This window comes from Streptomyces sp. NPDC057438 (assembly GCF_042802995.1).
In the GTDB taxonomy this organism is placed as follows: Bacteria; Actinomycetota; Actinomycetes; order Streptomycetales; family Streptomycetaceae; genus Streptomyces.
In genome coordinates this window covers 15,167-41,834 of record NZ_JBHVDD010000087.1, presented here as the reverse complement: position 1 = coordinate 41,834, position 26,668 = coordinate 15,167, and the positions used below count along the sequence as shown (strand labels likewise).

At 70.8% G+C, this 26,668-nt stretch carries 25 protein-coding genes, 1 pseudogene and 1 riboswitch; of the genes and pseudogenes, 13 read left to right on the top strand and 13 right to left on the bottom strand.

The features are described 5' to 3' along the window. Window positions 1-56: 56 nt before the first annotated feature. The 4 genes from groL to thrC form a co-directional block, all read right to left on the bottom strand. Window positions 57-1,679, bottom strand: a complete 1,623-nt coding sequence (gene groL / locus ACFU5F_RS34155) for a chaperonin GroEL (protein ID WP_275457710.1) — start codon at window positions 1,677-1,679, stop codon at window positions 57-59. A 357-nt stretch (window positions 1,680-2,036) separates the two neighbouring features. After that, window positions 2,037-2,243, bottom strand: a complete 207-nt coding sequence (locus tag ACFU5F_RS34150; RefSeq protein WP_005486335.1) for a cold-shock protein — start codon at window positions 2,241-2,243, stop codon at window positions 2,037-2,039. A gap of 462 nt (window positions 2,244-2,705) precedes the next feature. Next, the gene (locus tag ACFU5F_RS34145) at window positions 2,706-2,981 is read right to left on the bottom strand and encodes a MoaD/ThiS family protein (RefSeq protein WP_383895890.1); all 276 of its coding nucleotides are present in this window, start codon (window positions 2,979-2,981) and stop codon (window positions 2,706-2,708) included. Between the two features lie 93 nt (window positions 2,982-3,074). Beyond that, window positions 3,075-4,367 (bottom strand): threonine synthase, encoded by a 1,293-nt coding sequence (gene thrC, locus ACFU5F_RS34140; protein ID WP_383895887.1) that lies wholly within the window; start codon window positions 4,365-4,367, stop codon window positions 3,075-3,077. 17 nt (window positions 4,368-4,384) lie between these two features. Then, window positions 4,385-4,531: riboswitch (SAM riboswitch) on the bottom strand. A 131-nt stretch (window positions 4,532-4,662) separates the two neighbouring features. Here thrC and ACFU5F_RS34135 point away from each other — a divergent pair. After that, window positions 4,663-5,607, top strand: coding sequence for a glucosyl-3-phosphoglycerate synthase (locus ACFU5F_RS34135; protein WP_383895885.1), 945 nt, complete (start codon window positions 4,663-4,665; stop codon window positions 5,605-5,607). Window positions 5,608-5,810: 203 nt separating this feature from the next. After that, window positions 5,811-7,229: a trehalose-6-phosphate synthase gene (locus tag ACFU5F_RS34130; RefSeq protein ID WP_383895882.1), complete on the top strand. Its 1,419-nt coding sequence runs from the start codon at window positions 5,811-5,813 to the stop codon at window positions 7,227-7,229. Window positions 7,230-7,256: 27 nt separating this feature from the next. On the opposite strand, the gene otsB is transcribed toward ACFU5F_RS34130, so the two are convergent. From otsB to ACFU5F_RS34115, 3 genes are all read right to left on the bottom strand, one after another. Further along, window positions 7,257-8,117, bottom strand: coding sequence for a trehalose-phosphatase (gene otsB / locus ACFU5F_RS34125; protein ID WP_383895879.1), 861 nt, complete (start codon window positions 8,115-8,117; stop codon window positions 7,257-7,259). 17 nt (window positions 8,118-8,134) lie between these two features. Continuing rightward, entirely contained in the window at window positions 8,135-8,362 is a 228-nt protein-coding gene (locus ACFU5F_RS34120) for a DUF3263 domain-containing protein (RefSeq protein ID WP_383895876.1), read from the bottom strand. Between the two features lie 144 nt (window positions 8,363-8,506). Next, window positions 8,507-9,754 carry an ABC transporter substrate-binding protein gene (locus ACFU5F_RS34115; protein WP_383895873.1) on the bottom strand — a complete coding sequence of 416 codons (1,248 nt, stop codon included), beginning with the start codon at window positions 9,752-9,754 and terminating at the stop codon, window positions 8,507-8,509. A 230-nt stretch (window positions 9,755-9,984) separates the two neighbouring features. On the opposite strand from ACFU5F_RS34115, the gene ACFU5F_RS34110 reads away from it, so the two are divergent. From ACFU5F_RS34110 to ACFU5F_RS34090, 5 genes and pseudogenes are all read left to right on the top strand, one after another. After that, complete coding sequence (locus tag ACFU5F_RS34110; protein WP_383895871.1) at window positions 9,985-10,965, top strand: ROK family protein; 981 nt, start codon at window positions 9,985-9,987, stop codon at window positions 10,963-10,965. Beyond that, window positions 10,965-12,227 carry an N-acetylglucosamine-6-phosphate deacetylase gene (nagA, locus tag ACFU5F_RS34105; protein WP_383895868.1) on the top strand — a complete coding sequence of 421 codons (1,263 nt, stop codon included), beginning with the start codon at window positions 10,965-10,967 and terminating at the stop codon, window positions 12,225-12,227. The genes ACFU5F_RS34110 and nagA overlap by 1 nt, the downstream gene beginning before the upstream one ends. 117 nt (window positions 12,228-12,344) lie before the next feature. Further along, window positions 12,345-13,271 (top strand): 1-phosphofructokinase family hexose kinase, encoded by a 927-nt coding sequence (locus ACFU5F_RS34100; protein ID WP_383895865.1) that lies wholly within the window; start codon window positions 12,345-12,347, stop codon window positions 13,269-13,271. Window positions 13,272-13,391: 120 nt separating this feature from the next. Next, complete coding sequence (locus ACFU5F_RS34095; RefSeq protein ID WP_383895862.1) at window positions 13,392-13,796, top strand: hypothetical protein; 405 nt, start codon at window positions 13,392-13,394, stop codon at window positions 13,794-13,796. Between the two features lie 495 nt (window positions 13,797-14,291). Further along, a pseudogene (locus ACFU5F_RS34090) lies at window positions 14,292-14,538 on the top strand (ISAzo13 family transposase); the annotation flags it as partial. Window positions 14,539-14,716: 178 nt separating this feature from the next. On the opposite strand, the gene ACFU5F_RS34085 reads toward ACFU5F_RS34090, so the two are convergent. Together ACFU5F_RS34085 and cdgB are read right to left on the bottom strand one after the other, a co-directional pair. Further along, entirely contained in the window at window positions 14,717-15,691 is a 975-nt protein-coding gene (locus ACFU5F_RS34085; RefSeq protein ID WP_383895859.1) for a carbohydrate-binding protein, read from the bottom strand. 213 nt (window positions 15,692-15,904) lie between these two features. Beyond that, entirely contained in the window at window positions 15,905-17,668 is a 1,764-nt protein-coding gene (gene cdgB, locus ACFU5F_RS34080; protein WP_383895856.1) for a diguanylate cyclase CdgB, read from the bottom strand. 328 nt (window positions 17,669-17,996) lie between these two features. Here cdgB and ACFU5F_RS34075 point away from each other — a divergent pair, with 328 nt between their 5' ends. Next, the gene (locus tag ACFU5F_RS34075) at window positions 17,997-18,491 is read left to right on the top strand and encodes a DUF1877 family protein (protein ID WP_383895853.1); all 495 of its coding nucleotides are present in this window, start codon (window positions 17,997-17,999) and stop codon (window positions 18,489-18,491) included. Between the two features lie 264 nt (window positions 18,492-18,755). Further along, a complete protein-coding gene (locus ACFU5F_RS34070; protein ID WP_383895850.1) occupies window positions 18,756-19,268 on the top strand; it encodes a flavin reductase family protein in 513 nt (170 codons plus the stop codon). A 23-nt stretch (window positions 19,269-19,291) separates the two neighbouring features. Here ACFU5F_RS34070 and arfB read toward each other — a convergent pair whose 3' ends face one another. After that, window positions 19,292-19,720, bottom strand: a complete 429-nt coding sequence (gene arfB / locus ACFU5F_RS34065; RefSeq protein WP_059080336.1) for an alternative ribosome rescue aminoacyl-tRNA hydrolase ArfB — start codon at window positions 19,718-19,720, stop codon at window positions 19,292-19,294. A gap of 201 nt (window positions 19,721-19,921) precedes the next feature. On the opposite strand from arfB, the gene ACFU5F_RS34060 reads away from it, so the two are divergent. Beyond that, complete coding sequence (locus tag ACFU5F_RS34060; RefSeq protein WP_005486352.1) at window positions 19,922-20,497, top strand: TerD family protein; 576 nt, start codon at window positions 19,922-19,924, stop codon at window positions 20,495-20,497. Between the two features lie 174 nt (window positions 20,498-20,671). On the opposite strand, the gene ACFU5F_RS34055 is transcribed toward ACFU5F_RS34060, so the two are convergent. Next, window positions 20,672-21,352, bottom strand: a complete 681-nt coding sequence (locus tag ACFU5F_RS34055) for a hypothetical protein (protein WP_383895846.1) — start codon at window positions 21,350-21,352, stop codon at window positions 20,672-20,674. A gap of 102 nt (window positions 21,353-21,454) precedes the next feature. On the opposite strand from ACFU5F_RS34055, the gene ACFU5F_RS34050 reads away from it, so the two are divergent. Then, window positions 21,455-22,441: a GNAT family N-acetyltransferase gene (locus ACFU5F_RS34050; protein ID WP_383895896.1), complete on the top strand. Its 987-nt coding sequence runs from the start codon at window positions 21,455-21,457 to the stop codon at window positions 22,439-22,441. 20 nt (window positions 22,442-22,461) lie between these two features. On the opposite strand, the gene ACFU5F_RS34045 is transcribed toward ACFU5F_RS34050, so the two are convergent. Continuing rightward, window positions 22,462-23,985, bottom strand: coding sequence for a M1 family metallopeptidase (locus tag ACFU5F_RS34045; RefSeq protein ID WP_383895843.1), 1,524 nt, complete (start codon window positions 23,983-23,985; stop codon window positions 22,462-22,464). 7 nt (window positions 23,986-23,992) lie between these two features. Here ACFU5F_RS34045 and ACFU5F_RS34040 point away from each other — a divergent pair, with 7 nt between their 5' ends. Beyond that, on the top strand, window positions 23,993-24,493 hold the full coding sequence (locus tag ACFU5F_RS34040; protein WP_383895840.1) for a hypothetical protein: 501 nt from the start codon (window positions 23,993-23,995) through the stop codon (window positions 24,491-24,493). A gap of 118 nt (window positions 24,494-24,611) precedes the next feature. On the opposite strand, the gene ACFU5F_RS34035 is transcribed toward ACFU5F_RS34040, so the two are convergent. Next, a complete protein-coding gene (locus ACFU5F_RS34035; RefSeq protein ID WP_383895837.1) occupies window positions 24,612-25,280 on the bottom strand; it encodes a pentapeptide repeat-containing protein in 669 nt (222 codons plus the stop codon). Window positions 25,281-25,449: 169 nt separating this feature from the next. Between ACFU5F_RS34035 and ACFU5F_RS34030 the strand changes: the two genes are divergently transcribed. After that, window positions 25,450-26,658: an FAD-dependent oxidoreductase gene (locus ACFU5F_RS34030; RefSeq protein ID WP_383895834.1), complete on the top strand. Its 1,209-nt coding sequence runs from the start codon at window positions 25,450-25,452 to the stop codon at window positions 26,656-26,658. Window positions 26,659-26,668 lie beyond the last annotated feature (10 nt).

Below are 26,668 nucleotides of genomic sequence, written 5' to 3'. Positions count from 1 at the left end.
CTGTCTCCAGGGGGTGCCGCCCTCGGTACTGAAGGACGGAGATCGACCGGGGTCGATCAGAAGTCCATGTCACCGCCCGGCATGCCGCCGCCGGCGGGCGCGGCGGCCTTCTCCGGCTTGTCGGCGATGACGGCCTCGGTGGTGAGGAAGAGCGCGGCGATGGAGGCCGCGTTCTGCAGCGCGGAGCGCGTGACCTTCGCCGGGTCGATGATGCCCTCGGCGATCATGTCGACGTACTCACCGGTCGCGGCGTTCAGGCCGTGACCGACGGGCAGGTTGCGCACCTTCTCGACGATGACACCGCCCTCCAGGCCACCGTTGACGGCGATCTGCTTGAGCGGGGCCTCCAGGGCGAGCTTCACGGCGTTGGCGCCGGTCGCCTCGTCACCCGACAGCTCCAGCTTCTCGAAGACCGAGGAGGCCTGCAGCAGGGCCACGCCACCACCGGCGACGATGCCCTCCTCGACGGCCGCCTTCGCGTTGCGAACGGCGTCCTCGATGCGGTGCTTGCGCTCCTTGAGCTCGACCTCGGTCGCGGCACCGGCCTTGATGACGGCCACGCCGCCCGCGAGCTTCGCCAGGCGCTCCTGGAGCTTCTCGCGGTCGTAGTCCGAGTCGCTGTTCTCGATCTCGGCACGGATCTGGTTGACCCGGCCCTGGACCTGCTCCGAGGAGCCGGACCCGTCGACGATCGTGGTCTCGTCCTTGGTGATGACGACCTTGCGGGCACGGCCCAGGAGGTCGATCGTGGTGTTCTCCAGCTTGAGGCCGACCTCCTCGGAGATCACCTCGCCGCCGGTGAGGATGGCGATGTCGTTCAGCATCGCCTTGCGGCGGTCACCGAAGCCCGGGGCCTTGACGGCGACGGACTTGAAGGTGCCACGGATCTTGTTGACGACCAGGGTCGACAGGGCCTCGCCCTCGACGTCCTCGGCGATGATCAGCAGCGGCTTGCCCGACTGCATGACCTTCTCCAGGAGCGGGAGCAGGTCCTTGACGTTCGCGATCTTGGAGTTCGCGATCAGGATGTACGGGTCGTCGAGGACGGCCTCCATACGCTCCATGTCGGTGGCGAAGTACGCCGAGATGTAGCCCTTGTCGAAGCGCATACCCTCGGTGAGCTCCAGCTCCAGACCGAAGGTCTGGGACTCCTCGACGGTGATGACGCCTTCCTTGCCGACCTTGTCCATCGCCTCGGCGATGAGCTCGCCGATCTGGGTGTCGGCGGCGGAGATGGAGGCCGTGGAAGCGATCTGCTCCTTGGTCTCGACATCCTTCGCCTGCTCCAGCAGGGCGCCGGAGACGGCCTCGACGGCCTTCTCGATGCCGCGCTTCAGAGCCATCGGGTTGGCGCCGGCGGCCACGTTGCGCAGACCCTCGCGCACCAGGGCCTGGGCCAGGACGGTCGCGGTCGTCGTGCCGTCACCGGCTACGTCGTCCGTCTTCTTCGCGACTTCCTTGACCAGCTCGGCGCCGATCTTCTCGTACGGGTCCTCGAGCTCGATCTCCTTGGCGATGGAGACACCATCGTTGGTGATCGTGGGGGCGCCCCACTTCTTCTCGAGGACGACGTTGCGGCCCTTGGGGCCGAGCGTCACCTTGACGGCGTCCGCGAGCTGGTTCATGCCGCGCTCGAGGCCGCGCCGTGCCTCCTCGTCGAACGCGATGATCTTGGCCATGTGAAGTGGTCCTCCCGGACAGGGGGTGGATTGCTCCGGACCGCGCTGGCGCCCGCGACGGACGGCCTGCCTGCCTCGTGGTTCCTTGCCCCACCCGGCCTGCGGGCCTCGCCGACCCGGTCCTCGTTGTCACTCTCACCTTCAGAGTGCTAACGCCAATGATTAGCACTCGCCCCCTGCGAGTGCAAGCGCCTCTCGATGATCCGCAGGTGAACGCGCCCCTCGCGCCCCGGGCGCGCACCCCTCCGGGGCCGGTTCGAGGGACTGCGCACACGAGAGGGCCCGCACCCCGAAACGGGGTGCGAGCCCTCCCATGAAGAACGAAGAACGTCGCTGCGTTGAAACCCGGCGCGTACTTCAGCCGGCCGCGAGCCGGACCATGTCCGCCTGCGGCCCCTTCTGACCCTGCGAGATCTCGAACTCGACCCGCTGGCCCTCTTCCAGGGTGCGGTAACCGTCCATCTGAATCGCGCTGTAGTGGACGAATACATCCGCACCACCGTCGACCGCGATGAAGCCGTACCCCTTCTCCGCGTTGAACCACTTGACGGTGCCCTGAGCCATGCCTAACTCCCCTATTACTGGCCCTTGCACAGATCCACACTTCGCGGATCCGGGTCAGACCTCACCCCCCAACGGTTGGGGGTGTGCGCCGGAACGCGTCGACCGCGGCCGAATGTATCTGTCCAACTGCCCTCTGCAACAGGTCAATCGGACGAGAAATCTGGACACGACCGGTCGGGAATGTACGAACAATTCGCCCGAATTCAGGGCAAGTCGGGCCCCACAAAAGGAGCGAAATACACAAAAGGCCTGCACACTTTGGCTACTTCATATAGGGCGTGCGGCGGGATCACATATGCATCCGGCATGGAATCACTACGGTGATCGGACCGGGTTCCCCAACTCTACAGTGCTCAACCATAGAGAATTGCCCCCTCCGCTTCTCTCGCGGTGGGGGCAATTCGATGAACGCTCGGTAATCAATATTACCGACGGTTACTACCGGCCGGTACGGACCGGCGGTCAGCCACCCGCGACGGCGGGAATGATCGACACGCCGGCGCCGTCCGGCGTCGCCGTCTCCAGCCCCTGCTCGAACCGGACGTCGTCGTCGTTCACGTACACGTTCACGAACCGCCGCAGCTTGCCCTGGTCGTCCAGCACCCGGGCGGCGATCCCGTTGTGGTTCTTCTCCAGATCGGCGATGACCTCGGCAAGGGTGCCGCCCTCGGCACTGACCTCGGCCTGACCGCCGGTGTAGGTGCGAAGGATGGTGGGGATGCGGACGGAAACGCTCACGATGGGACCTCCGGTCAGATGTGTTTTCAGGGGCGTGGGGAACTGCGCGACCAGCCCCCACCGGCCCGCAGACGAACGACTGGCCAACGGGCCCTACGCGAGACCGGCCTCACGGAACGAATCCAGGCTGGGCCGGATGGTCGCGGTCAGGCCGGTCCCGGCCACCGCGTCCAGCGTCTTGAGGCCGTCACCGGTGTTGAGGACGACCGTGGTCAGCGTCGGGTCCAGCAGCCCGTCCTCGATCAGCTTCTTCGTGACGCCGACGGTCACCCCGCCGGCGGTCTCCGCGAAGATCCCCTCGGTCCGCGCGAGCAGCTTGATCGCCTCGACGACCTGCTCGTCCGTCACGTCCTCCACGGCCCCGCCGGTCCGCCGCGCGATGTCGAGCACGTACGGCCCGTCCGCCGGGTTGCCGATCGCGAGCGACTTCGCGATGGTGTTCGGCTTCTGCGGCCGCACCACGTCGTGCCCGGCCTTGAAGGCCACCGACACCGGCGAGCACCCCTCCGCCTGCGCACCGAAGATCTTGTACGGCTTGTCCTCGACGAGCCCGAGCTTGATCAGCTCCTGCAGCCCCTTGTCGATCTTCGTGAGCTGCGACCCGGAGGCGATCGGCACGACGAGCTGGTCCGGGAGCTGCCAGCCGAGCTGCTCACAGATCTCGTACGCGAGCGTCTTGGAGCCCTCCGCGTAGTACGGCCGCAGGTTGACGTTCACGAAGCCCCAGCCCTCACCGGCCGGGTCGCCGATCAGCTCGGAGCAGAAGCGGTTCACATCGTCGTAGTTGCCCTCGATGCCGACCAGCTCGCCGCCGTAGACCGCGGCCATGACGACCTTGCCCTGCTCCAGGTCGTGCGGGATGAACACGCAGGACCGGAAGCCGGCGCGGGCGGCGGCGGCGCCGACGGCACCGGCCAGGTTGCCCGTGGAGGAGCAGGACAGGGTGGTGAAGCCGAAGGCGCGGGCCGCCTCCAGCGCCTGGGCGACGACGCGGTCCTTGAAGGAGTGCGTCGGGTTGCCGGAGTCGTCCTTGACGAACAGCTTGCCTGCGTCGACGCCGAGCGCGGCGGCCAGGTTGTCGGCCTTCACGAGCTGGGTCCAGCCGGGGTTGATGTTCGGCTTGGTGGCCACGTCCGCCGGGACGGGCAGCAGGGGGGCGTACCGCCAGATGTTCGCGGGTCCGGACTCGATCCGCTTGCGCAGCTCCTCCGTGGAGTAGGCGGAGTAGTCGTACGCGATCTCCAGCGGCCCGAAACACTCCTCACAGGCGAAGACCGGCCCCAGGGGGACGCGGTGACCGCACTCACGACAGCTCAGTGCGGCGGCGGGGCCGAGGTCTACGGTGGAGAGGGAGTCGGTGGTGCTTGCAACAGTCTGCGCAGCCATGGAGGCGAGGCCCTTTCTCCTCATCTTCCTCACGGCGCACTTCGCCGCGAGACGGATTTGGCACCTTCCCGAGCCGGGAGCCTCACCACGACGACGTGGTCAGACCGGCTGGAGGGTTGCCGGGGCTTCATCGGGCCGTATCCCTCTGCCCCTCTGGATGAGCGGTATTTGGTTGTATACGCCGACGGGCACCGACATGCGATGGTCACCAGCGTTGTCCAAGACTGTAACCGAAGGCCAGGACAGTTGAGAGAGCCGTCCGAACCGCGAGATGAACGCAGAGGAGCCGCGCACTGTGCTGAAGGAAGTCGAGCACTGGCTGAGTACCCGCTCCTGGTCCATGACCGACCGCCCGCTCCACCGGATCATGGCCGCGAAACGGGCCACGGGGCAGACCGTCAGCGTCGTCCTGCCCGCGCTGAACGAGGAGGAGACCGTCGGCGACATCGTCGCGATCATCCGCCACGACCTGATGCGGCAGGTCCCGCTCGTCGACGAGATCGTGGTCGTCGACTCCGGCTCCACCGACCGGACGTCCCAGGTCGCGGCGGCGGCCGGCGCGCGGGTCGTCCACCGCGACGACATCCTGCCCCGCGTCCCGGCCGTGCCCGGCAAGGGTGAGGTCCTGTGGCGCTCCCTGCTCGTCACCCGGGGCGACATCGTCTGCTTCATCGACGCGGACCTCAGAGAGTTCTCCTCCGACTTCGTCTCCGGCATCGTGGGCCCGCTGCTCACGGACCCCGGCGTCGACCTCGTCAAGGCGATGTACGACCGCCCCCTCGGCTCCGCCGCCGGCCAGGGCGGCCGTGTGACGGAACTCATGGCCCGCCCCCTGCTGAACATGCACTGGCCCCAGCTGGCCGGCTTCGTCCAGCCGCTCGGCGGCGAGTACGCGGCGCGACGCTCGCTGCTTGAGCGGCTGCCGTTCCCGGTGGGCTACGGCATCGAGCTGGGCATGCTCGTCGACGCGCTGCACCTGGCCGGCCTCGACGCCCTCGCCCAGGTCGACGTGGGCGTCCGCAAGCACCGGCACCAGGACGGGGCGGCGCTGGGCCGCATGTCCGCGGCGATCTACCGCACGGCCCAGCTCCGGCTGGCCCGCGGCCACCTGATCCGTCCCGTCCTGACGCAGTTCGAACGGGGCCGGGAGGGGTTCGAGCCGCGGACGTATGCCGTGGATCTGGACGAGCGGCCGCCGATGGTGGAGATCACGGAGTACGCGGAGCGGAAGGCGGCGTAGGGGTGCGTTGTCGGGCGCGGGTGCGTGGGGGCGGTCGCGCAGTTCCCTGCGGACCTGGGTTTTCAGGGGCGCGGGGAGCTGCGCGAGAAGCCCCACCGGGCCCGCACCCGCCGACGCACCCGCACCCGCCACCCCCACAGGCACTCCTGTATACGGCCGAACCGCACGTTTGACCGCCGAACCCCCGGGCTAGGTTGAGCCGTATGGCATCAACGCACGGCGCGGCCCACGTACTCGTCGCGTCCAACCGGGGACCCGTCACCTACACGCTGGACGAGGAGACCGACACGCTGAGCGCGAAGCGCGGGGGCGGCGGTCTCGTCTCGGGCCTCTCCGCGATCGATCCGTCCTCCGGGGCCGTCTGGGTGTGCTCCGCCCTGGGCGACGGCGACCGTGAGGCCGTACGCCGCGGTGTCGCCGAACCGGGCGTGCGCATGCTCGACATCCCCGCCGACGTGCACCACGACGCGTACAACGGCGTGGCCAACTCCACGCTGTGGTTCGTGCACCACATGCTCTACCAGACCCCCCTGGAACCCGCCTTCGACGCGGAGTTCCGGCGGCAGTGGGCGGCGTACGAGACGTACAACCGCGCCTTCGCCGAGGCGCTCGCCCAGGAGGCGGCGGACGGCGCGGCCGTGCTGGTCCAGGACTACCACCTGGTCCTGGTCCCCCGGATGCTGCGCGAACTCCGCCCGGACCTGCGGATCGGCCACTTCTCGCACACCCCGTGGGCGCCCGTCGACTACTTCCGGATGCTTCCCGACGACATCGCCGCGCAGCTGCTCGACGGCATCCTCGGCGCCGACCGGGCCGCGTTCCTCACCCAGCGGTGGGCGGACGCGTTCACCGCGTGCTGCCGGGCCGTCCTGGGCCCGGACAGCCTGTCCGGCACCCGGATCGGCGTGCACGGCCTGGGCGCCGACGCGGACTTCCTGCGCTCCCGCGCCCACCAGGCGGACGTCGACGACCGCATCGCCCTGCTGCGGGAGCAGATCGGTACGGCACCGGAGGGCACCCCGCGCCGCACGATCGTCCGCGTCGACCGCACGGAGCTGTCGAAGAACATCGTGCGCGGCCTGCACGCCTACCGACAGCTCCTCGACGACCGGCCGACGTGGCGCGAACGCGTCGTGCACGTCGCCTTCGCGTACCCGTCGCGGCAGGACCTCGCGGTGTACCGGGACTACATGACCGAGGTCGAGCGGGTCGCGGACGACATCAACGAGCGGTACGGGACACCGGACTGGACCCCGGTCGTCCTCCACCTCAAGGACGACTTCGCCCGGTCCCTGGCGGCGTACCGCCTCGCGGACGTGGCCCTGGTGAACCCCATCCGCGACGGCATGAACCTCGTCGCCAAGGAGGTCCCGGTCGTCTCCGACGAGGGGTGCGTGCTGGTGCTGTCCCGGGAGGCCGGCGCCTTCGAGGAACTGGGCGACGACTCGGTGGTGGTGAACCCGTACGACGTGGTGGGTACGGCGGCCGCGCTGCACGAGGCGTTGAGCCTGCCGGCGGCCGAGCGGGCCGAGCGGGGGAAGCGGCTGGTCGCGGCGGCCACCGCGTTGCCGCCGACCCAGTGGTTCCTGGACCAGTTGAGGGCGTTGGAGGACGGCCGGTAGCCCGGGGCGCTGCTCAGGACCCCCTCGTCAGACGTGTGCGGCGATGGCGGCCAGCAGGGCGACGACTCCCTGCGGGCCGTCCACGACCAGGTCCGCCCGCTCCGACAGTTCGGTGACCTCCGTGCTGCCGCTGCAGACCAGGAGGCCGGGCGTGCCCTCGGTGCGGAGTTTCTCGACGGCGGCGAAGGCGGGGAGGTCGCCGAGGTCGTCGCCGGCGTAGAGGACGGATGCGGCGGCGGTTTCCGCCAGGTACTCGCGGAGGGCGACGCCCTTGTCCATGCCCGGGGGCCGCAGTTCGAGGACCATGCGGCCGGGTTCGACGATGAGGCCGTGGCGGGCGGCGAGGTCGGTGAGCGGGGCGCGCAGCGCGTCGAAGGCGGCCTGGGGGTCGGTGGCGCGGCGGGTGTGCACGGCGACCGCCCGGCCCTTCTCCTCGATCCAGGTGCCCTGCCAGGCGCCGACGCTGTCCAGGAGGCCGGGCAGTTCCGCGCGGACCGCCGCGACTCCGGGGTGCGGGGCGGGGGCGCTGACCGTGCCGGTGACGGCGTCCCAGCGTTCGGCGCCGTAGTGGCCGAGGACGACGAGGTGGTCGAGGCCGGGGACACCGGCGAAGCCGCCGTGGCGGACGGCGACACCCGCCGGGCGGCCGGTCACCACGGCGACGGAGGCGACCTTCGGGGCCAGGGTGGCGAGGGCGGCGACCGCGTCGGGGTGGGCGCGGGCCTGCTCGGGGTCGGGGACGATCGGGGCGAGCGTGCCGTCGAAGTCGAGCGCGATCACCGTTTCGCCCGGGCGGTGGAGGATCGCGTCCAGCGCGTCCCGCCCGGCCTGGGTCACGGGTGTCGGCAAGGTGGCCTTGGGGTTCTCTGCGTCCTTGTGGCTGCCCATGCCGTCGACCCTATCCGTCATCGCTCGGCCCGGCGTCCCTCCCGGACTCTTCGCAGCCGGTTGACGGTGACCGGATCGTGGGCGAGGGCGCGGGGGTCGTCGAGCAGGGCGTTGAGCAGCTGGTAGTACCGCACGGGCGCGAGGCCGAGCCGCTCCCGCACGGCCCGCTCCTTGGCGCCGGGACCGGCCCAGCCCTGCCGCTCCACGGCGAGGATCGCCTGCTCCCGCGCGTCCAGCTCATCCATGGAACGACGGTAACGGAGGGGTGTGACAGCGCGAGGGGGGTGGGGCCGGGGGGTGCGGGGGCGGGTACGGGCCCGGTGGGGCTTCTCGCGCAGTTCCCCGCGCCCGCACCCGACCACGCACCCACCCCCCGGCCAAGAGCCCCCTCACTCCCCCCGATCAGCAACAATCGCCGTCTGCTGCAGCTCAGCAAGCACCGCCCCCGGCCTCGCATCGGGCCGCACCGCCCGCCCCACCTGCTCCTTGACCGCCGCGCTCACATCCGACCAGGACGTCTTGCCCACGGGGTACAGCTCCGCGCTGGGCAGCGCGTCGAGGAACGGCCCGAGAGCGGCCTCGCCCTTGTCCCCGGCCATCTCCTCCGACGCGGACGCGGTCACCGGCAGCAGGTCGTACTCCCGGGAGAAATCGAGCACGTTCTTGTCGCTGTAGACGAAGTCGAGGAAGTCACCGGCCTGCTCCCCGTGGCCGTTCTGCTTGAAGGCCATCATCCAGTCGGCGACCCCCATGGTCGCGTGCTCCTGCTCGTCGCGCCCCGGCATCGCGGCCGTGCCGTACTCGACCCCCTGGTCGGCGGCCATCCGCATCAGGCTGGGGTGTCCGTTGAGCATGCCGACCTCGCCCCGCGCGAACGCCGCGAACGCGTCGGCGCGGTTGAGTTCCGCGGGGGCGGTGGGCCCGGTGAGGCCCCGGTCGACGAGCTTGTCCTTGAGCCAGGTGAAGGTCCGGACGTTGTCGTCGGAGTCGATGCGGTAGGTGCCGACGTTGTCGGTGTAGCCGCCCCCGCCGCTGAGCAGCCACTGCATGGTCTCGGCCTGCGCCTCCTCCGACCCGAGCGGCAGCGCGTAGGGGGTGGTGACTCCGGCGCTGTCGAGGGCCTCGGCGTCGGCGGCCAGTTCGTTCCAGTCGCGCGGGGCGCGGTCGAGGCCCGCCTCGGCGAAGAGTTTCTTGTTGTAGAAGAGGACGCGGGTGGAGGCGGCGAACGGCATCCCGTACGCGACCCGCCGTACCTTGCCCGCGTCGGCGAGCTGGGGGAGGAAGCCGGCCTGGACGGGGATGGAGAGCAGGTCGTCGACCTCGTAGAGGCGGCCCGCCGAGGCGTAGTCGGCGTAGGTGCCGGCCTGGGCGAGATCGGGGGCCTCACCGGCGGCGACCATCTCCTTGATCCTGCGGTCGACGTCGTTCCAGGAGTAGACGCTGACGTCGACCTTCACGCCCGGCGTCTTCTTCTCGTACGCCTTCACGACCGCGTCCCAGTACTTCTGGGAGCTGTTGGCCTTGGAGTCGCCGTAATCGGCGGCGACCAGTCTCAGCGTGACGCCGGGGCCGTCGCCCTCCGAGGCGCCGCAGCCCGCGAGCGTCGCCATCAGTCCCAGCACGGTGAGCGCCGCCATGCCGCTGTTCCCGACTCCGGTGTTCGTCCGCCTCTGCCGCTGTCGCACTCCCACTGCCCCAAACCTGTCGCATGAGCCCCGCGCCCAACAGCCTGAATCACAGGCACCGCACGCAAGGCCGTTGATCGCTCAACTTCCCAAACCTTCCATAAGGTCTACACCACAAGGTCTACACCACAACTCGGTAAGTGGACTAGACCTCTCGCGGGTCAAAGGGCCACACTGTCCCCGTGAGACATGTCATCGCCCTCGATGTGGGCGGCACCGGGATGAAGGCCGCGCTGGTCGGGGCCGGCCCCGTGCCCGGCGGACCACCGGTGCTGCTGCACCAGGCGCGGCGCGCCACCGGACGCGAGCGCGGGGCGGAGGCGGTCGTCGGCTCGATCCTCGACTTCGCCGCCGAGCTGCGCGCGTACGGTGAGCGGCACTTCGGCGAGCCCGCGGCCGCCGCCGGGGTCGCCGTGCCCGGCATCGTCGACTCCGGCCGGGGCATCGCCGTCTATGCCGCCAACCTCGGCTGGCGGGACGTCCCGTTGCGCGCGCTCCTCGCCGAGCGCCTCGGCGGTGTCCCGGTCGCCCTCGGCCACGACGTGCGCACCGGCGGGCTCGCGGAGGGGCGCGTGGGCGCGGGCCGGGGCGCGGACCGCTTTCTCTTCGTGGCGCTCGGCACCGGGATCGCCGGCGCGATCGGCGTCGAGGGCCGGGTGGAGGCGGGCGCCCACGGCTTCGCGGGCGAGATCGGCCACATCGTCGTACGGCCCGGGGGCACCCCGTGCCCCTGCGGCCAGCGCGGCTGTCTGGAACGGTTCGCCTCCGCGGCGGCCGTCAGCGAGGCCTGGGCGGACGCCTGCGGCGACCCCGGGGCCGACGCGGCGGACTGCGCCAAGGCCGTCGAGTCGGGTGACCCGCGCGCCGTCGCCGTCTGGCGGCACGCGGTCGACGCCCTCGCCGACGGTCTCGTCACCGCCCTCACCCTGCTCGACCCCCGCACGCTCATCATCGGCGGCGGTCTGGCGGAGGCCGGTGACACCCTGTTCGACCCTCTTCGCACCGCGGTGGAGAACCGGGTGACCTTCCAGAAGGTCCCCAGCATCGTCCCCGCGGCCCTGGGCGACACCGCGGGCAGCCTGGGCGCGGGCCTGATGGCCTGGGACCTGATCGCCCCCGCGCCCCCCGCCACCCCCACGGACCTCCCGGAGGTAACCCCCTGATGGCCCCCGCACTCACCGACCAAGGGTCCGACGACAGCGCCCCGTCCGGGACGCGGGGAACTGCGCGATCAGCCCCCACCCACCCGCAGTCGCGGAACAGAGCGCGTCCCTACGTCCTGGAGGGCGCCCACGTCGTCCTCCCCACCGGCACCGTGGACAACGGCCGTCTCACCATCCAGGGCACCAGGATCGCCGCCACCACCCCGGAGAACGCCCACACCATCGACGTCCGCGGCCACTGGCTGGTCCCCGGCTTCGTCGACCTCCACAACCACGGCGGCGGCGGGGCCTCCTTCACCTCCGGCACCGTCGAGGACGTCCTCCACGGCATCCGCACCCACCACCGGCACGGCACCACCACCCTCGTCGCCTCCACGGTCACCGGCGACATGGACGGCCTCGCCCACCGCGCCGGCCTGCTGTCCGAACTCGCCGAGCAGGGCGACCTCGCCGGCATCCACTTCGAGGGCCCGTTCATCTCCCCCTGCCGCAAGGGCGCGCACGCGGAGGAACTCCTGCGCGACCCCGACCCCGCCGAGGTCCGCAAACTGATCGACGCGGCCCGCGGCAGGGCCGCGATGGTCACCCTGGCCACCGAACTCCCGGGCGGCCTCGACTCCGTACGCCTCCTCGCCGAACACGGCGTCATCGCGGCGATCGGGCACACGGACGCGACGTACGAGCAGACGGTGCAGGCCATCGAAGCGGGCGCGACCGTGGCGACCCACCTGTTCAACGCGATGCCCCCGCTCGGCCACCGCGAGCCCGGCCCGATCGCCGCGCTCCTGGAGGACGACCGGATCACGGTCGAGCTGATCAACGACGGTACGCATCTGCACCCGGCCTCCCTGCAACTGGCGTTCCGTCACGCGGGCGCCGACCGGGTCGCGTTCATCACCGACGCCATGGACGCCGCCGGCTTCGGCGACGGCCGCTACATGCTCGGCCCGCTGGAGGTCGAGGTCGCGGGCGGGGTGGCTCGCCTGGTGGAGGGCGGCTCGATCGCGGGCTCCACCCTCACCCAGGACCGCGCCCTCCGACGCGCCGTCACCGTCGACCGCCTCCCGGTCGAGGACGCCGTCGCCGCCCTCTCCGCCAACCCGGCCCGCCTCCTCGGCCTCTACGACCGCATCGGCTCCCTCGACCCGGGCAAGGACGCCGACCTCGTCCTCCTCGACGCGGACTTCCACCTCAAGGGCGTGCTGCGCAAGGGCGAGTGGGTGGTGGATCCCTTCGGCGACCGGCCCGGGCAACCGGCCTGATCCGTGGACCCGTTGCCATGCGGTGCGCGGCGGCGGACGGCCAGGGGGCTGGGCCCGCCACCGCGCGTTTGGCATGATCGGGCCTCCGCGCAGTCGAGACCCAGGGGGTGAGCCCAGGTGATCCTCACGGTCACTCTGAACACCGCTCTCGACATCACCTACCGCGTACGGGAACTCCGACCTCACGCCACGCACCGGGTGACGGACGTGACCGAACGCCCCGGCGGCAAGGGCCTGAACGTGGCCCGCGTCCTGGCGGCGCTCGGCCACGAGGTGACGGTCACCGGCTTCGCCGGCGGCGCGACCGGCCGGGACCTGCGGGACCGGCTCACGCACACACCGGGTGTGGTGGACGCCCTGCTCCCGGTGGAGGGCGCGACCCGCCGTACGGTCGCCGTGGCCGACGCGAGCGGCGACACGACCCAGCTCAACGAACCGGGCCCGCTCATCGCCCCCGCCGAGTGGTCCGCCTTCCAGGAGGCGTACGTCGAACTGCTGCGCTCCGCCTCGGTGGTGGCCCTGTGCGGCAGCCTGCCGCCGGGGGTGCCGGTGGGCGCGTACGCGGGTCTGATCCGCACGGCCAGGACCCTCTCCGTGCCCGTCCTGCTGGACACCAGCGGCGAACCCCTGCGCCGGGGGGTGGCGGCCCGCCCCGACCTGCTGAAGCCGAACGCCGAGGAACTGGCCGAACTCACCGGCTCCCACGAGCCGTCCCGCGCGACCCGGGACGCACGCCGCCGGGGCGCCCAGGCGGTCGTCGCCTCCCTCGGCCCCGAGGGCATCCTCGCCCACACCCCCGAGGGCAGCTGGCGCGCGGTCCCCCCGCGCCGCTTCAGCGGCAACCCGACCGGGGCGGGCGACTCGGCGGTGGCGGGCCTGCTCTCCGGCCTGACCGACCACCTCCCCTGGCCCGACCGCCTGGCCCGGGCCGTGGCCCTGTCGGCGGCGACCGTACTGACCCCGGTGGCAGGCGAGTTCGACCGTCAGGCGTACGAGGAACTGGTGGGGCGGGTAACGGTGACCCGGGAGGTCACGGCGGCGTAGCTATAGGACAAAATCGGCCAGCCTCCGCCTTGGAAGTAGCCACCTCCCTGACACAAAGTCAAAAACGCGTCCCAAGTCCAGTATAATGACATGGACACTCTAAAAAAATAGGACATTCTCGTGAAGAAGCGATTTGCTGTAACTGGCGTCACCAGCGCCGCCCTCATTATGACCCTGGCAACTTCAGGACCCGCACAGGCACTAGATGCCCGCGCCGTCTGCGCCACCGCCGGAGCTCTCGGCGATGTAATTGTTTTTAACTACGACGGCGCTACGGACAGTATAGTTCTCGAGCTCGGCGTGACCGACACCGACAGAGACGGCCATCACGCGAGAGTTCGCCTGATCACCAAGAATGTCTCAGGCACGGTAAAGCGGTGGACTTGGCGCGCGAACACAGAAGCAATGACCTCCCTGCGTTGGAGGACAGTGGCTCACGAAGACAGCGGCATCTTCGAGGTAGGGGTTCAGGTCGCTCGATTCGAAAAGGATAAGCTGCTCAACAGCTGCATCGATTGGGCATGATCACGCTGGCCGTATGACGCTGATATAGATCACTCCCTGCCTAGCCGGGTAAAAAAAGCGAGGCAGGGACTCAGCTTGATGCGATGCGTAATGGTCGACTTGCGGACCCGGAATATAGCGAGGCGTCGTCCGCCGATCATTGATGATGGAAGTTACGCCATTGCATCATCAGAATTGCGCAGGGCTGAATCGTCCCCGTAGACCGCAAGAACGGCTGACAGCTGGCGGAGTTCGCGAGGCATGGCACGCTCGACCGGCTCCAGCGACTGCTGAACGGAGCGAGTTGGGTGCCGGCAACGCCGCGACGGCCTTCAGTCATACGCCGCCAAGCTCCTCGTCGATGACGGCGAGGAGTTCGTCATCGACAACCCGGCTTCCTCAAGAAGGGCCGCCTCGGCTGAGATGCGGTGGCACCGCCAGGCGCCATATATGGACAACTGCTCGGCGGGCAGGCCCTGGTGGAAAGCTGGAATATGACCGGTCTTCAGTTCACCAGTGCTTCCACTGCTGACCTTTGAGTCAAAGTTCCATCTCATCCTGCCGCACTTGGATGAATGTCGCCGCCGACTCCACCTGGCCAACGAGGCCATTACCATCGGCCACGCCGGGATCACCCTGTGGCCAGCGCTAGGAACCAGCGCTGCCGCCGTCACTCGCGGTGTCGCTGAGCTGACTGGTCATCCCGCGCCAACCTGGCGGGTCCGGGCTCCTGAGGGCCGGGCGCAAGCCGCTGACAGTCAACTGACCCGGTCTACTTCCCGCATTCACGCCGGCAGCCGCTCGGGCACCGCCGGAAGCATCTCGCCGTGTGCCTGAAGGGCGAGCAGAACCCGTCGTCGTGGCCAGGCACCCGGGCCGTGTCGGCTGCCTCGCGAGCCCACCAGACACCCGTGATCAGAATTCACGCGGCGCGTCGAGCCTCAAGACTTCCAGCCCTTCACCAACCACAATTGGTCGAGGTTGACATCACACTGGTTGCCTTCTTGACACGAGATTTTGATCTCGTTGGTTCCCTCATTGAGCTGGATGAAGTTGTAAGTCTGCGTCCAGCCCTTCTCGTAGTCGCCTTCCTTGGCCTTCGCCCAGTTTTTCAGGTCGACGGGGTTCGTGGACGGAGTCCCATTCACCGAGAGGGTAGCGGTGGCGTCCTTACCTGGCACCCCGTAGCCCGTGTAGAGCGTGTACTTGCCGCTCTTCGGGATGTCCTTTACCTGCCATGTCACCGAAGAACCGACCGAGTTGAAGTTCCCCACATAGAAGCCGCCCTCCGACTTCGCGCCCGGCACGTCGGAGGCGATGGCCGCGTTGCCGCCGAGAAGGAGGGTCTTGGCCTCGGCCTTGGGGAGTTCGCCGGCTTCCGCCTTCTTCGACTTGCTGGGCGACGGGCTGGGGTCCTTGCTCTCCCCGGTGGTGGGGGTGGTGCCGGTGCCGGTGTTTTTGTCGGACGCGTCGTCGCCCTCGTCACCGCCGAGCATGACGACGCCGATACCGATCACCACCGCGGCCACGACCGCGATCGCGCCGATCAGCAGGCCCTTGGTGTTGGGGCCACGGCCGCGGCCGCCCCCGCCGTTGCCGTACGCCTGCTGCCGGGTCGTCGGGGCGCCGCCGGAGAAGCTCTCGGCGGTCTGGTGGTGCGCGTTCGGCCGGGCGGGCGACTGCTGGCCGTACCCCTGCTGCGGGACCTGCCCGTACTGCGCGGTGGCGGCCTGCGGAGCCTGCTGGGTCTGCTGCCCGTACTGGCGTTCACCGACCGGCCGCGTCCGGTTGACCGCGTTCGGGTAGCCGTAGCTCGCGCTGGGCGGCTGGGCTCCTCGGGCCTGCCCGTCCTCGTAGAGGTAGCCGAACGGGTCGTCGTCCTCGGGCGTGCTCGCGCCGTTGTTGCCGGGCGTCATCCCTAGGTCTCCTCAGCGGTGCGGTACTTACACGTACGGGTGGCGGGTCATTGCTTCGGGGTGTAGGAGAGCGAGCCTACCCGCTCGTGATGACCCAGACGGGTGACTCGGACCTCATCCCCGGGCCCGACCGCCGCCCACCGGCCGACTTCCCGCGACAGCACGCCTCTGACCTGCGCTGATGCGGGCATGTATGCAGCGTCACTCCGGACGCTATCCGGCCCGCCTGTGCTGCCTGGGACGAGATCGTTTCTCGACGTACATCCGCTCGTCAGCTGATTTCAACACCTCGTCCGCCGTCATTCCGCAATGCGCCCATCCGATACCGAAACTGGCACCTACGCGCATTGCGCGGCCGTCGACCCGGATCGGCTGAATGATCTCGTTGCGCAGGCGTACGGCGAGGTCCTGGGCGTCCGCGCGGCCGAGGCCGTCGGCGAGGACGACGAACTCGTCGCCGCCGAGCCGGGCCACCGTGTCGCCGTCGCGCACCCCCCGGCTGAGCCGCCGGGCGACCTCGATGAGGACGGCGTCCCCCGCGTTGTGCCCGAACCGGTCGTTGATCGACTTGAACCCGTCGAGGTCGCAGAAAAGCACCGCGAGCCCCTTGGTCCCGTCGTCCCGCTCGTCCTCGGGCGCGACCGTGTGCACATGGTGGTCGAAGGTGTCGAACGGTCCGCCGACCCGGTGGAAGTCGAAGGCGTGCCCGCGGTGGCCCGCGGCCTCGTAGTCGTCGAACGACGGGTGCGGCAGCCGCGCCGCGTGCTCGGCGCCGCCGTGCTCCCCGAACTCCCCGTGGCCGCCGCCGAAGTCACCCTGCTCCCCGAACTGCCCGAAGGCCGCGTTCATGGAGTCGGCCGCCGCACCGGCCGGGAGCGACTGGGGGCGCTGGCAGAGACGGGAGGACAGGCGCGAGCGCAGCTCCGCGGAGTTCGGCAGCCCGGTCAGCGCGTCGTGCGAGGCCCGGTGCGCGAGCTGCAGCTCACGCCGCTTGCGCTCCTCTATGTCCTCGACGTGGGTGAGCAGGAACCGGGGCCCGTCGGCGGCGTCCGCGACCACGCTGTTGCGCAGCGACACCCATACGTACGTCCCGTCGCGCCGCCCGAGCCGCAGCTCCGCGCGCCCGCCCTCGGCGGAGGTCCGCAGGAGCGTGCCGATGTCCTCGGGGTGCACGAGGTCGGAGAAGGAGTAGCGCCGCATCGCGGAGGCGGGCCGCCCGAGCAGCCGGCAGAGCGCGTCGTTGGTCCGCAGGATCCGGCCGTGCTGGTCGCCGCCCATCTCGGCGATGGCCATACCGGAGGGGGCGTACTCGAAGGCCTGCCGGAAGGACTCCTCGCTGGCGCGCAGCGCCTGCTGCTCCCTTTCGAGCCTGACCAGTGCACGCTGCATGTTGGCGCGCAGACGGGCGTTGTTGATCGCGATGGCGGCCTGGAAGGCGTACATCTGGAGTGCTTCGCGTCCCCATGCGCCCGGTCGCCGACCGTTTCGCGGCCGGTCCACCGACACGACACCGAGCAGTTCGCCGCAGGAGGCGCCACTGGCGCCCGGGGTGTACATCGGGGCGAAGAGACGGTCGGACGGATGCCATTCGTCCTCGAACCGGGGAGCGGGGCCGTCGGTGTACCACTGCGGTACGTCGTCCTCGTCGAGCACCCAGCCCTCGGTGTGGGGTATGAACCGCAGGTCGCCCCACGCCTCGCCCATGCTCAGCCGGCGGTCCCAGGCGTCGCGGGAGCCGACGCGGCCGGTGATCAGGGCCTCGGCGGCGCTGTTCCCGGCGAGGGCGGCGACGACCAGGTCGCCGTCGGGGCGGACGAGGTTCACGCAGGCCAGTTCGTAGCCCAGGCCGTTGACCACGCCGTCGGCGACGGTCTGCAGCGTGTCGGCCAGGCTGCGCGCGGTGTTCATGTCCGCCATCACCTGGTGCAACTGCCGCAGCGTCGTCAGCCGGACGTAGGGCTCCGAGTCGGTTTCCATTCGCCCTCCCCCCGAGATCTCGTGGCAGCTCCAGGCTCCAGGTAACCTGCTTAACTCGCGGGCTTACTACCGCTTACGGTTCCCGCTTACAGCTTGCAGCGTCCCCGCCACTGAATCACAGCGCGAAGCCCACTCGGTACACAGGGTCAACAAAATATGGCTCCTGTGACTCAAGTCACAACAGAACATGAGCAATTGAGTGGAGTTTATGCGTTTCTCTCGTGCGCTTCCTGAACAGAATCCAGAACTCTGTGTAGGCGCTGTGCGCGGGGGCCGACCGGCGCCGATCGCGACCGGCCGGGCCGACCAGGGCACCTAGCATGAGCCCGTGGGCAACAGCGTGGAGTACCTCCGCCTGACGGCAGACGAGTTGGAGCGGATCAAAAGCGATCCCGACTGGGCGTGGAACCACATGGAGGACGTCCGCGAGGGCGAGGAGGCGTTCGAGCCCCCGCCCCGCGACGCGCGTTACTACGCCATCGGCTCCCGCGCCGTCCAGGAGCTGCTGCTCGAGCGTGCCGGATTCCCGGTGGACGTGATCAATGGCGAGCAGCCGATCCGCTACCCGGACCCGCGGGACGGCGACTACCACTACCTGACCGCCGACCAGGTCGCCACGGCGGCCGGCGCGCTGGCCGCGCTGCCGTCCGACCGGCTCCTCGCGCACACCGACCCGGGGGAACTCGTCGAGACCGGGCGCTACCCGGACGCCCCCACCGCGACGCTGTACCTCGACGCGGCACGGCACGAGTACGACGGGCTGGCGGAGTTTCTGGGCGCGGCCGCCCACGAGGGCCGGGCCGTCCTGGTCTGGCAGCTCTGACGACCAGGCCGCCGCGTGCGCTCGGCGCGCGGCGGTGCGAAGCCGCGGAGATCCGTCAGGAGGCCGTAGGGCGCGTGCAAGGCGTCACCAGGCGGGCGGGAACTGTTCGGACAAGCCTAGGTCGCAGGTCCAGGGGGTGGATCGGGCGGGGGCCCGATGTGGTGGGTGCGGGCCGGGAGCTAGCGTGCGAGCGTGCCGAACGACTCGCTGTCAGCCCCTCCCCCGCTTTCGCCCGCCCCTCCCCCCTCGGTACATGCTGAGGGGGTGAGTGAAGAAGAATTCCGTGCCGCGATGTCCCGGCTGGCGGCCGGTGTGGTCCTGGTGACCGCGCACGAGGCCGCGCTGGACCCGGAGGGGCCGCGCGGCGAGGACGTCGGGATGACGGCCACCTCCTTCATGTCCGTGTCCCTCGACCCGCCCCTCGTCATGGTCAGCCTCCGCGAGGGTTCCCGGATGGACGACCTCCTCGCCGAGCAGCCGCTGTGGGCGGTCTCCGTCCTCTCCGAGCACCAGCGCACCGCGGCGGCCCGCTTCGCCATGAAGAACCGAGTGAGCGACCGCCTCCTCTTCGCGGACCTCGCGCACACCAGGGGCGAGACCAGCGGCGCCCTCCTGATCGACGGCGCGCTGGCCACCCTGGAGTGCCGCACCGAGCAACGGGTGACCGCCGGCGACCACACCCTGGTCATCGGCCGGGTCCTCGCCGCGACAGCGGCGGGCACGACCACGGGCCCCCTCAGCTACTTCCGCGGCCGCTACCGGCAGCTGGCGCCGTAGGACGCGACGCGCCGGGGACGGCCTCAGCCCCAGTCCCGCCCCGACCGCCCCCGCTTGGTGTCGGACCGCTGCTTCTTCTCCCGCAGCCGCCGTTCGTTGATCCCCCTGGGGATACGGGTCGCCCGCCGCGGCTTGGGCGGCGGCGCGGTCGCCTCCGCGAGCAGTGCGGCCAGACGTACGGCGGCGGTCTCCCGGTTGCGCCACTGGGAGCGGTGCTCCGAGGCCCGGACGCTGACGACCCCGTCGACGAGCCGGCCCGCGAGACGCTCCAGCGCACGCGCCTTCCACACCTCGGGCAGTGCCTCGGTGTTCGCCAGGTCGAAGCGCAGCTCGACCTGGGAGTCGCTGGTGTTGACGTGCTGCCCGCCGGGGCCGGAGGAGCGGGAGAAACGCCACTGGAGCTCGGCCTCGGGAAGCGAGACGGAGCCACGGATGACGTGGGGACCGGACATGCCCCCATGGTCGCGCGGATGTCCGGTCCACGTCACGCCCTTTTCACCACGCCCAGGAACCATGGGCCGGGACATGGGTAAAGAAAGTAAAAACCGCTGGAACCTCTGGCGCCCCTCCCGACGTTCATAGGGGTACAGGTAGCTTCGTCCCCGGCACGAAGCCCGTAAGGCACGTACGCAACGAGGGAAGGACTCCCAACCATGGCTGTAAGCCTGTCCAAGGGTGGCAACGTCTCGCTCACCAAGGAGGCTCCGGGCCTGACGGCCGTCACCGTGGGCCTCGGCTGGGACGTCCGCACCACCACCGGCACGGACTTCGACCTCGACGCCTCGGCGATCGCGGTCAACCCGCAGGGCAAGGTCTATTCGGACGGTCACTTCGTCTTCTTCAACAACAAGCAGACCCCGGACCAGACCATCGTCCACACCGGTGACAACCGCACGGGCGAGGGCGCGGGCGACGACGAGGCGATCAACGTCAACCTGGCGGGCCTCCCCGCCGACGTCGACAAGATCGTCTTCCCGGTCTCCATCTACGACGCCGAGAACCGCTCGCAGAACTTCGGCCAGGTCCGCAACGCCTACATCCGCATCGTGAACCAGGCCGGCGGCGCCGAGATCGCCCGCTACGACCTCTCCGAGGACGCCGCCACCGAGACCGCCATGGTCTTCGGCGAGCTGTACCGCAACGGCGCCGAGTGGAAGTTCCGCGCGGTCGGCCAGGGTTACGCCTCGGGCCTCGTCGGCATCGCCCAGGACTTCGGCGTCAACGTCTGACATCGATCTGACTCCCGGGGCGCAGCGGCTCCCGGCACACCGCACCACCGCACCACCGCACCACGACGCAGAAGGCCCCGCCCACGACATCCACTGTCGCGGCGGGGCCTTCGGCCGTCGCGCCCGCCCTCGCCCCCTGCCCAAGTCCCTCGCCCCGCCCCCGCTCGGCCCGTGTCACAGCCGCCAGTCGGCCGCGTACTGGATGTGCAGCGAGGCCGGTACGCCCCGTCGGTTCCGCGGCCGCGACCAGGACCCCGCGCCCAGTTCGACACAGAAGTGCCGGGCGTTCGGGTGCGTGTACGGGAACGACGGGGCCTCGTCGACGAGGTCCCGCAGGAGAGCGCCGCGCTCGCGGAACGCGGTGGGGCTGCCCACGACGAAGAGCGTGTGCGCGGCGATGTCGAAGGCGAGGTGGTCCCGGTAGGACCGGTGGTGCCACCGCTCGTACCGGACGGCGTCCCTGTCCGGGAAGTCGCCGTCCGGGGTGCCCGTCGTCTGCGGCCTGCCCGCGTCGAGCCGGGCGCGCACCTGCTTCCACGAGGCCGTCGGGAACCGCAGGCTGTGGTGGAGCAGGACCAGGTCCAGCGAGACGGGTTCCCCCTCGCCGCCCCCGCCGCCGTCGACGCCGTCGGGAGCGGGGTTGGCGCGGATCGGCAGATGGACCAGCGACCGGGCGGACCGGGCGGCCAGCGACCACAGCGCGACCAGCTGCTCCGCACCGGCCCGGTCGGCGTACATCGACAGCCGGTGCCGGTCCTCGCGCAACACCAGGCGGGCCGGGGACGGGGCCGCCCGGATCACCCGCACCTCGTCGCCGCCCAGCCGGGCCCTGTGCACCCGAACCCTCTGCTCCACGCGCTCCCCCTCGCTCGTGGGAAGAAACCGTAGGCGGGTTCGCTGAGATGCCGCCCAGAGCCGATGCCGGCTGTCGGACCCGGTCGATAGCGTGCGGCCATGCTGCTGCTCGCGCCCCTCCGCACCGCCGAGGACGGAACCGTCCCCGGCCCCCTCCTCGACGAACTCACCGCCCTGTACTCCTCCCAGCGCGCCTTCTACTCCCTGAGCGGTGACTTCCCGGACGCGAACGACATCCGTCCCGAACAGGTGGCCGCGGCCCTGTCGCTGGAGCTGGCCGACCCGGAGACGGAGATCCTGCTCGCCCGCGCCGCCGGGGAGGGGCGGCTCGTCGGGGTCGTCATCACCCTCGCCCGCCATCCCGATCCGGCCGACCCGGACCCGTGGATCGGCCTGCTGCTCGTCGACGCCACCGCTCAACGGCAGGGGTACGGACGCCGGTTGGCGCATCTCGTCGAGGAACGGTTCCGGCGGGCCGGGCGCACCGCCGTACGACTGGCGGTACTGGACAACAACCCCGGCGGTCTGGCGTTCTGGACATCCCTCGGCTACGAGGTGATCGAGCAGCGCCGGGACCGTCAACTGGGGCGTCCCTGCAGCGTGTTGCGCAAGACGCTGCGTACGCCGCGCCAGGCCGCGCGGGTCGCCGTACTCGATCCGGACGGCGCGGTCCTCCTGTTCGAGTACCACAACGAGGAGGTGGGCGCGCACTGGGCCCTTCCCGGGGGCGGTCTGGAGGCCGGTGAGACACCGCGCGAGGGTGCCCTGCGCGAACTGCGCGAGGAAACGGGCTGGACGGACGTGGAGCCGGGCGCCTTCCTGCACACCTGGACCCATGACTTCACCCGCGCCGGCGTCCCCGTCCGCCAGCACGACCACCTGTACGTGGCCCGGGGCCCGCGCCGCGAGCCGGTGGGCGGTCTCCTCGCCACGGCGCGCGCGGCGGAGGGCATCCTGGCCTGGCGCTGGTGGACCCGCCAGGAACTCTCCGAGGCGACGGCGTCCGTGTGGCCGCCCGAACTGCCCCGGCTGCTGACGGAGTTCGAGGAGTCGGAGGCTCCCCCGGGGGGCGGGACCGGCCGTCCCTGACTCCTCGTCTCCTCGTCTCCTCAGGGCTTCGGCGGCCTGCCCTCCCCGTACAGCCAGTCCTCCCAGACCGGGGTCAGGTCCGCGTCCGGAGCCGCCTTCGCCGCGAACTTCTCCGCGTACGCCGTGAAGTCGGCCGTGTCCGCGTTGCCGTGGCGGTGGGCGGCCGCCCAGCCCCGGATCAGCTCGAAGAAGGCGGCGTCGCCGACAGCCTGACGGATCTTGTGCAGGACCATGGCGCCGCGCTCGTACACCGGACTGTCGGAGATACGCGCGGCGCTCGGCGGCTTCGCGGGCGGGAAGTCCCAGACGGCCTCGTTCGCCTCGGCGTCCCGGAAGTGGTCGCCGTCGTACAGCGCGTCGAAGGTCTCCTGGGCGCTGTCACCGCCGTGGTCCTCCTCCCACAGCCACTCGGCATAGGTGGCGAACCCCTCGTTCAGCCACATGTCCCGCCAGCTTTTCGGGGTGACGGAGTCGCCGTACCACTGGTGGGCCAGCTCGTGGACGAGGAGCGGGAGGCCGGGGGCGCCGGGGAAGACGGGCCGGTTCTGCGTCTCCAGCGCGTACGCCACGTCCTGCGGCCGTTCGACGATCGCGCCGGTGGAGGAGAAGGGGTACGGGCCGAACTTCCCCTCCGCCCATGCGACGACCTCGGGGATCCGGCCCAGGACCGCACGGCTGTCCTCGGCCTGCGTGGGATCGACGGCCACGTACACCGGCAGCCGGCCCTTCCCCTCGCCTCTGCCCACCGTCGAGCGCCCGATCTCGTAGCGGCCGATCTCGTAGCGGCCGACCGCGATCGTGGCCAGATAGCTCGCCATCGGCTCGACGACGCGCCACGAGTACGTCGCACGGCCGCCGTCGACGGTCTCGCTCGTCAACTCCCCGTTGGAGACGGCCCGCAGGCCCTCGGGGACCGTGACCGTGATGTCGTAGGCCGCCTTGTCGGAGGGGTGGTGGTTGCCGGGGAACCAGGTCATCGAGCCGGTCGGTTCACCGAGCGCCAGGACGCCGTCGGCGGTCGGAAGCCAGCCCTCCTGCGAGCCGTCCGGATCGGTGATCGTCTCCGGGGTGCCCGAGTACCGCACCGTCGTACGGAACGTCTCCCCCTCGTCGAGTCCGCCCCCGGGGGTGACCGTCAGCTCCTGCCCCGCCCGCTTCCACCGCGCCGCCGCGCCCTCGACGGCGACCGACGCCACGTCCATCCCCCGGAGATCGAGGTTGAACGCGCCGAGGTCCCGCGTGGCCCGGGCGGTGATGACGGCGGTGCCGCGCAGGTGGGCGGCGGTCGCGGTGCCGGACGGGGGTGTGTAGCCGAGCGTGAGGGTGTAGTGGGTGACGTCGTAGCCCCCGTTGCCGAGCTTCGGGAAGTACGGGTCCCGCAGACCGGCGGCGCCCTTGCGCGTCCCTTCCCCGTCACCGCCTCCGCCACCCCCACCTCCGGCGCACGAGGTGAGCGTGAGTGCCAGGGCCGCGGCGAGCAGGGCGGGCGGGACAACCGGTACGGATCGGGACACGTCGGGGATCCTATGAGGACATGACACCATCGCCTACGTGCTCGACATCGGCTACGCCCTCTCCAACCGCTTCCCCGATCCTCCGCAGACGGACTATCGCCGCGCCGACGTGTACACGCTGCGGCACGACCTGTTCTGCGGTGACGTCTACCTCGCCGACACCAAGGCGGACCGGGAGCTGTCCACAGCCTGGGGATGGGTGCCGGTACTGGACTTCGCGTGGGCACTGTGCGACATCGTGGAGCGGCTCGACCAGGACCCCGCCGGTTCCCGCGCCTCCCGTCCCCAGCACGCGGAACTCGACTTCACCGAGTCCACCGACCGCATGCTCTTCGAGCGGCGCTTCGGGTGGGTGGACATCGAGGCGGACTGGATGCCGGCGGAGGACCCCCCGCTCACCTTCTCCCACACCGAACTCCGCCGCGAGGCCCGCGACTTCCTGCACGACGTGATCGCCGACCTCTGCGACCTCCACGAGGCCCTCGCGGAGAACCCCGCGATCTGGACCCTTCAGTCCCGCTTCCCGAGAACGCGGTAAGGGAGGCAGGGCTTTCCGTCCGCGGCCCGGTGGGGGCTGGGGGTCGAAGGGGCGCAGCCCCTGTGAAGGATGGGACGGGTAGGGGCCGCGGGGGCGAAAACACACCCGCCCCCGGACGTCACCCCTCCACCCGAATCCCCATCGCCCCCGCCAACACCGGCGCCAGATCCATCAACTGCGCCGCACTGATCACCGCCCCCGACAACCGCTCCACCCCCCGCACGATCTCCACCGACGCAGCCCCCCGCAGATCCACGTCCACAAGGCTCACCCCGGTCAGATCAACCCCCTTCAACGCACACCCCACGAACGCCACCCGCTCCAACCGCGCACCCCCGAAATCCGGCTCGACCAGCACACAGTCCTCGAAGACCACGTCCCTGAGCCGAGCCTCCCGCAGATTCAGGTAGTCGATCTTCCCCCCACGCACCAGCACCCGCTCCAGCGCGGCCCCGTGCAACCGCACCCCACCGAGCCGCGCGTCCACCAGCTCCACATCACGCAACGTCGCCTCGGCCAGATCCGTACCGACACCCCGTATCCCGGTGAGGACGGAGTCGAGCACCCGGGCCCGCCGCAGCCGCGTCTCGTCCAGCGCGCACCCCGTCAGCGCGCAGTCCATGAACCGGGCGCCCCCGCCGTCCTGCCCCGCGAGGTCCCGCTCCCGGAACTCCAGCCCGTCATAGTCCCCGTCGGGCTCCAGCTCCCCGCCCGCGAACGCCTCCAGCACCGGCAGCCGCACCTCCGGCCGCCGTGCCGCCTTCACCACCGACGTCGCCCTCACCATGCCCCCATCGTGCACCCCACCACTGACAATCCGCGTGACCTGCGCGAACGCCCCACCGCAGCCCGGCCATGTCACATTCCGGCGCCCTCGATCCGTCGTACGCACCGACAGCCCCGTACCGGCCGACCGGCAGGGCGGCCGAAGACACCGACCCGAGGGAGCCCCAGCCATGCCCACCAGCCGACCCCGCACCCCCCTCACCGTCATCGGCGGCGGCTTCGCCGGACTCACCGCGGCGATCACCGCCGCCGAGGCGGGCGCGCGGGTCACCATGTACGAGGCGCACCACACGCTCGGCGGCCGGGCCCGGACCGCGGAGGGGCCGTACCGGACCAACGAGGGACCGCACGCCCTCTACAGCGGCGGCCCGCACTGGACATGGCTCACGCAACGGGACCTGATCGGCCCGCTCGCCCCGATCCCGCCCCTGGAGGCCGCCCGGCTGCGCCTGCACCACAAGGGCGTCCTGCGCCGGACACCGCCGTTCGCGATGCTCAAGCTCCTGCGCCCCCGCCGCACGGGCCCGCACGCGCCCGTCGACGTCGACTTCCTGACCTGGGCGACCGGGCAGGCGGGCGAGGAGGCCGCGCACGCCGCCGCCCACTACGCGGCGGTCGCGCTGTTCCACCACGACCCGGGCTCCCTGTCCGCCGCGTTCGTGCAGGAACGGCTGCGCCGGGCCACGAAGCTGCCCCCGGAGGCGCACTACCCGCGCGGCGGCTGGGCGAGCGTCATCGACCGGATGGCGGCCCGCGCCTGGAACCTGGGCGTCCGCATGGAGACCCTCAGCCGCGTCGACAGCCTCGACGACCTCGGCGGCGGGGGCACCGGCCCGATCGTCGTGGCCACCTCCCTGCACGCGGCCCGCCCCCTGCTCGGGGACGACTCGCTGACGTGGCCGAGCGGCCGTACCGCCCTCCTCGACCTCGCCGTACGCACCCGCCGCGGCGACGCGTTCGCCGTCTCCGACCTGGACGCGCCCGGCTGGATCGAGCGGTTCACCGCGCAGGACCGCACGCTGGCCCCCGCGGGCGAGCAGCTGCTCCAGGGGCAGTTCCCGATCGGCCCGCACGCGGCACGGGCCGACGGCGTCGCCCGCGCCGAACACCTGCTCGACCTGGGCTTCCCCGGCTGGCGGGACCGGGTGACCTGGCGCCGCGAGGCCACGTCGAACGGCCGTACGGGCGCGGTCGACCTGCCCGGCACCACCTGGCGCGACCGCCCGGCCGTGGACCGCGGCGACGACGTGTACCTCGCGGGCGACCAGGTGGCGGCGCCGGGCGTCCTCTCCGAGGTGTCGTTCAACAGCGCCCTGGCGGCGGTCTCCCTGGCCCTGGGCCGCAGGTCACGAACCTCCCAGCACCTGAAGCGCGCGTGAGCCCCCGCCA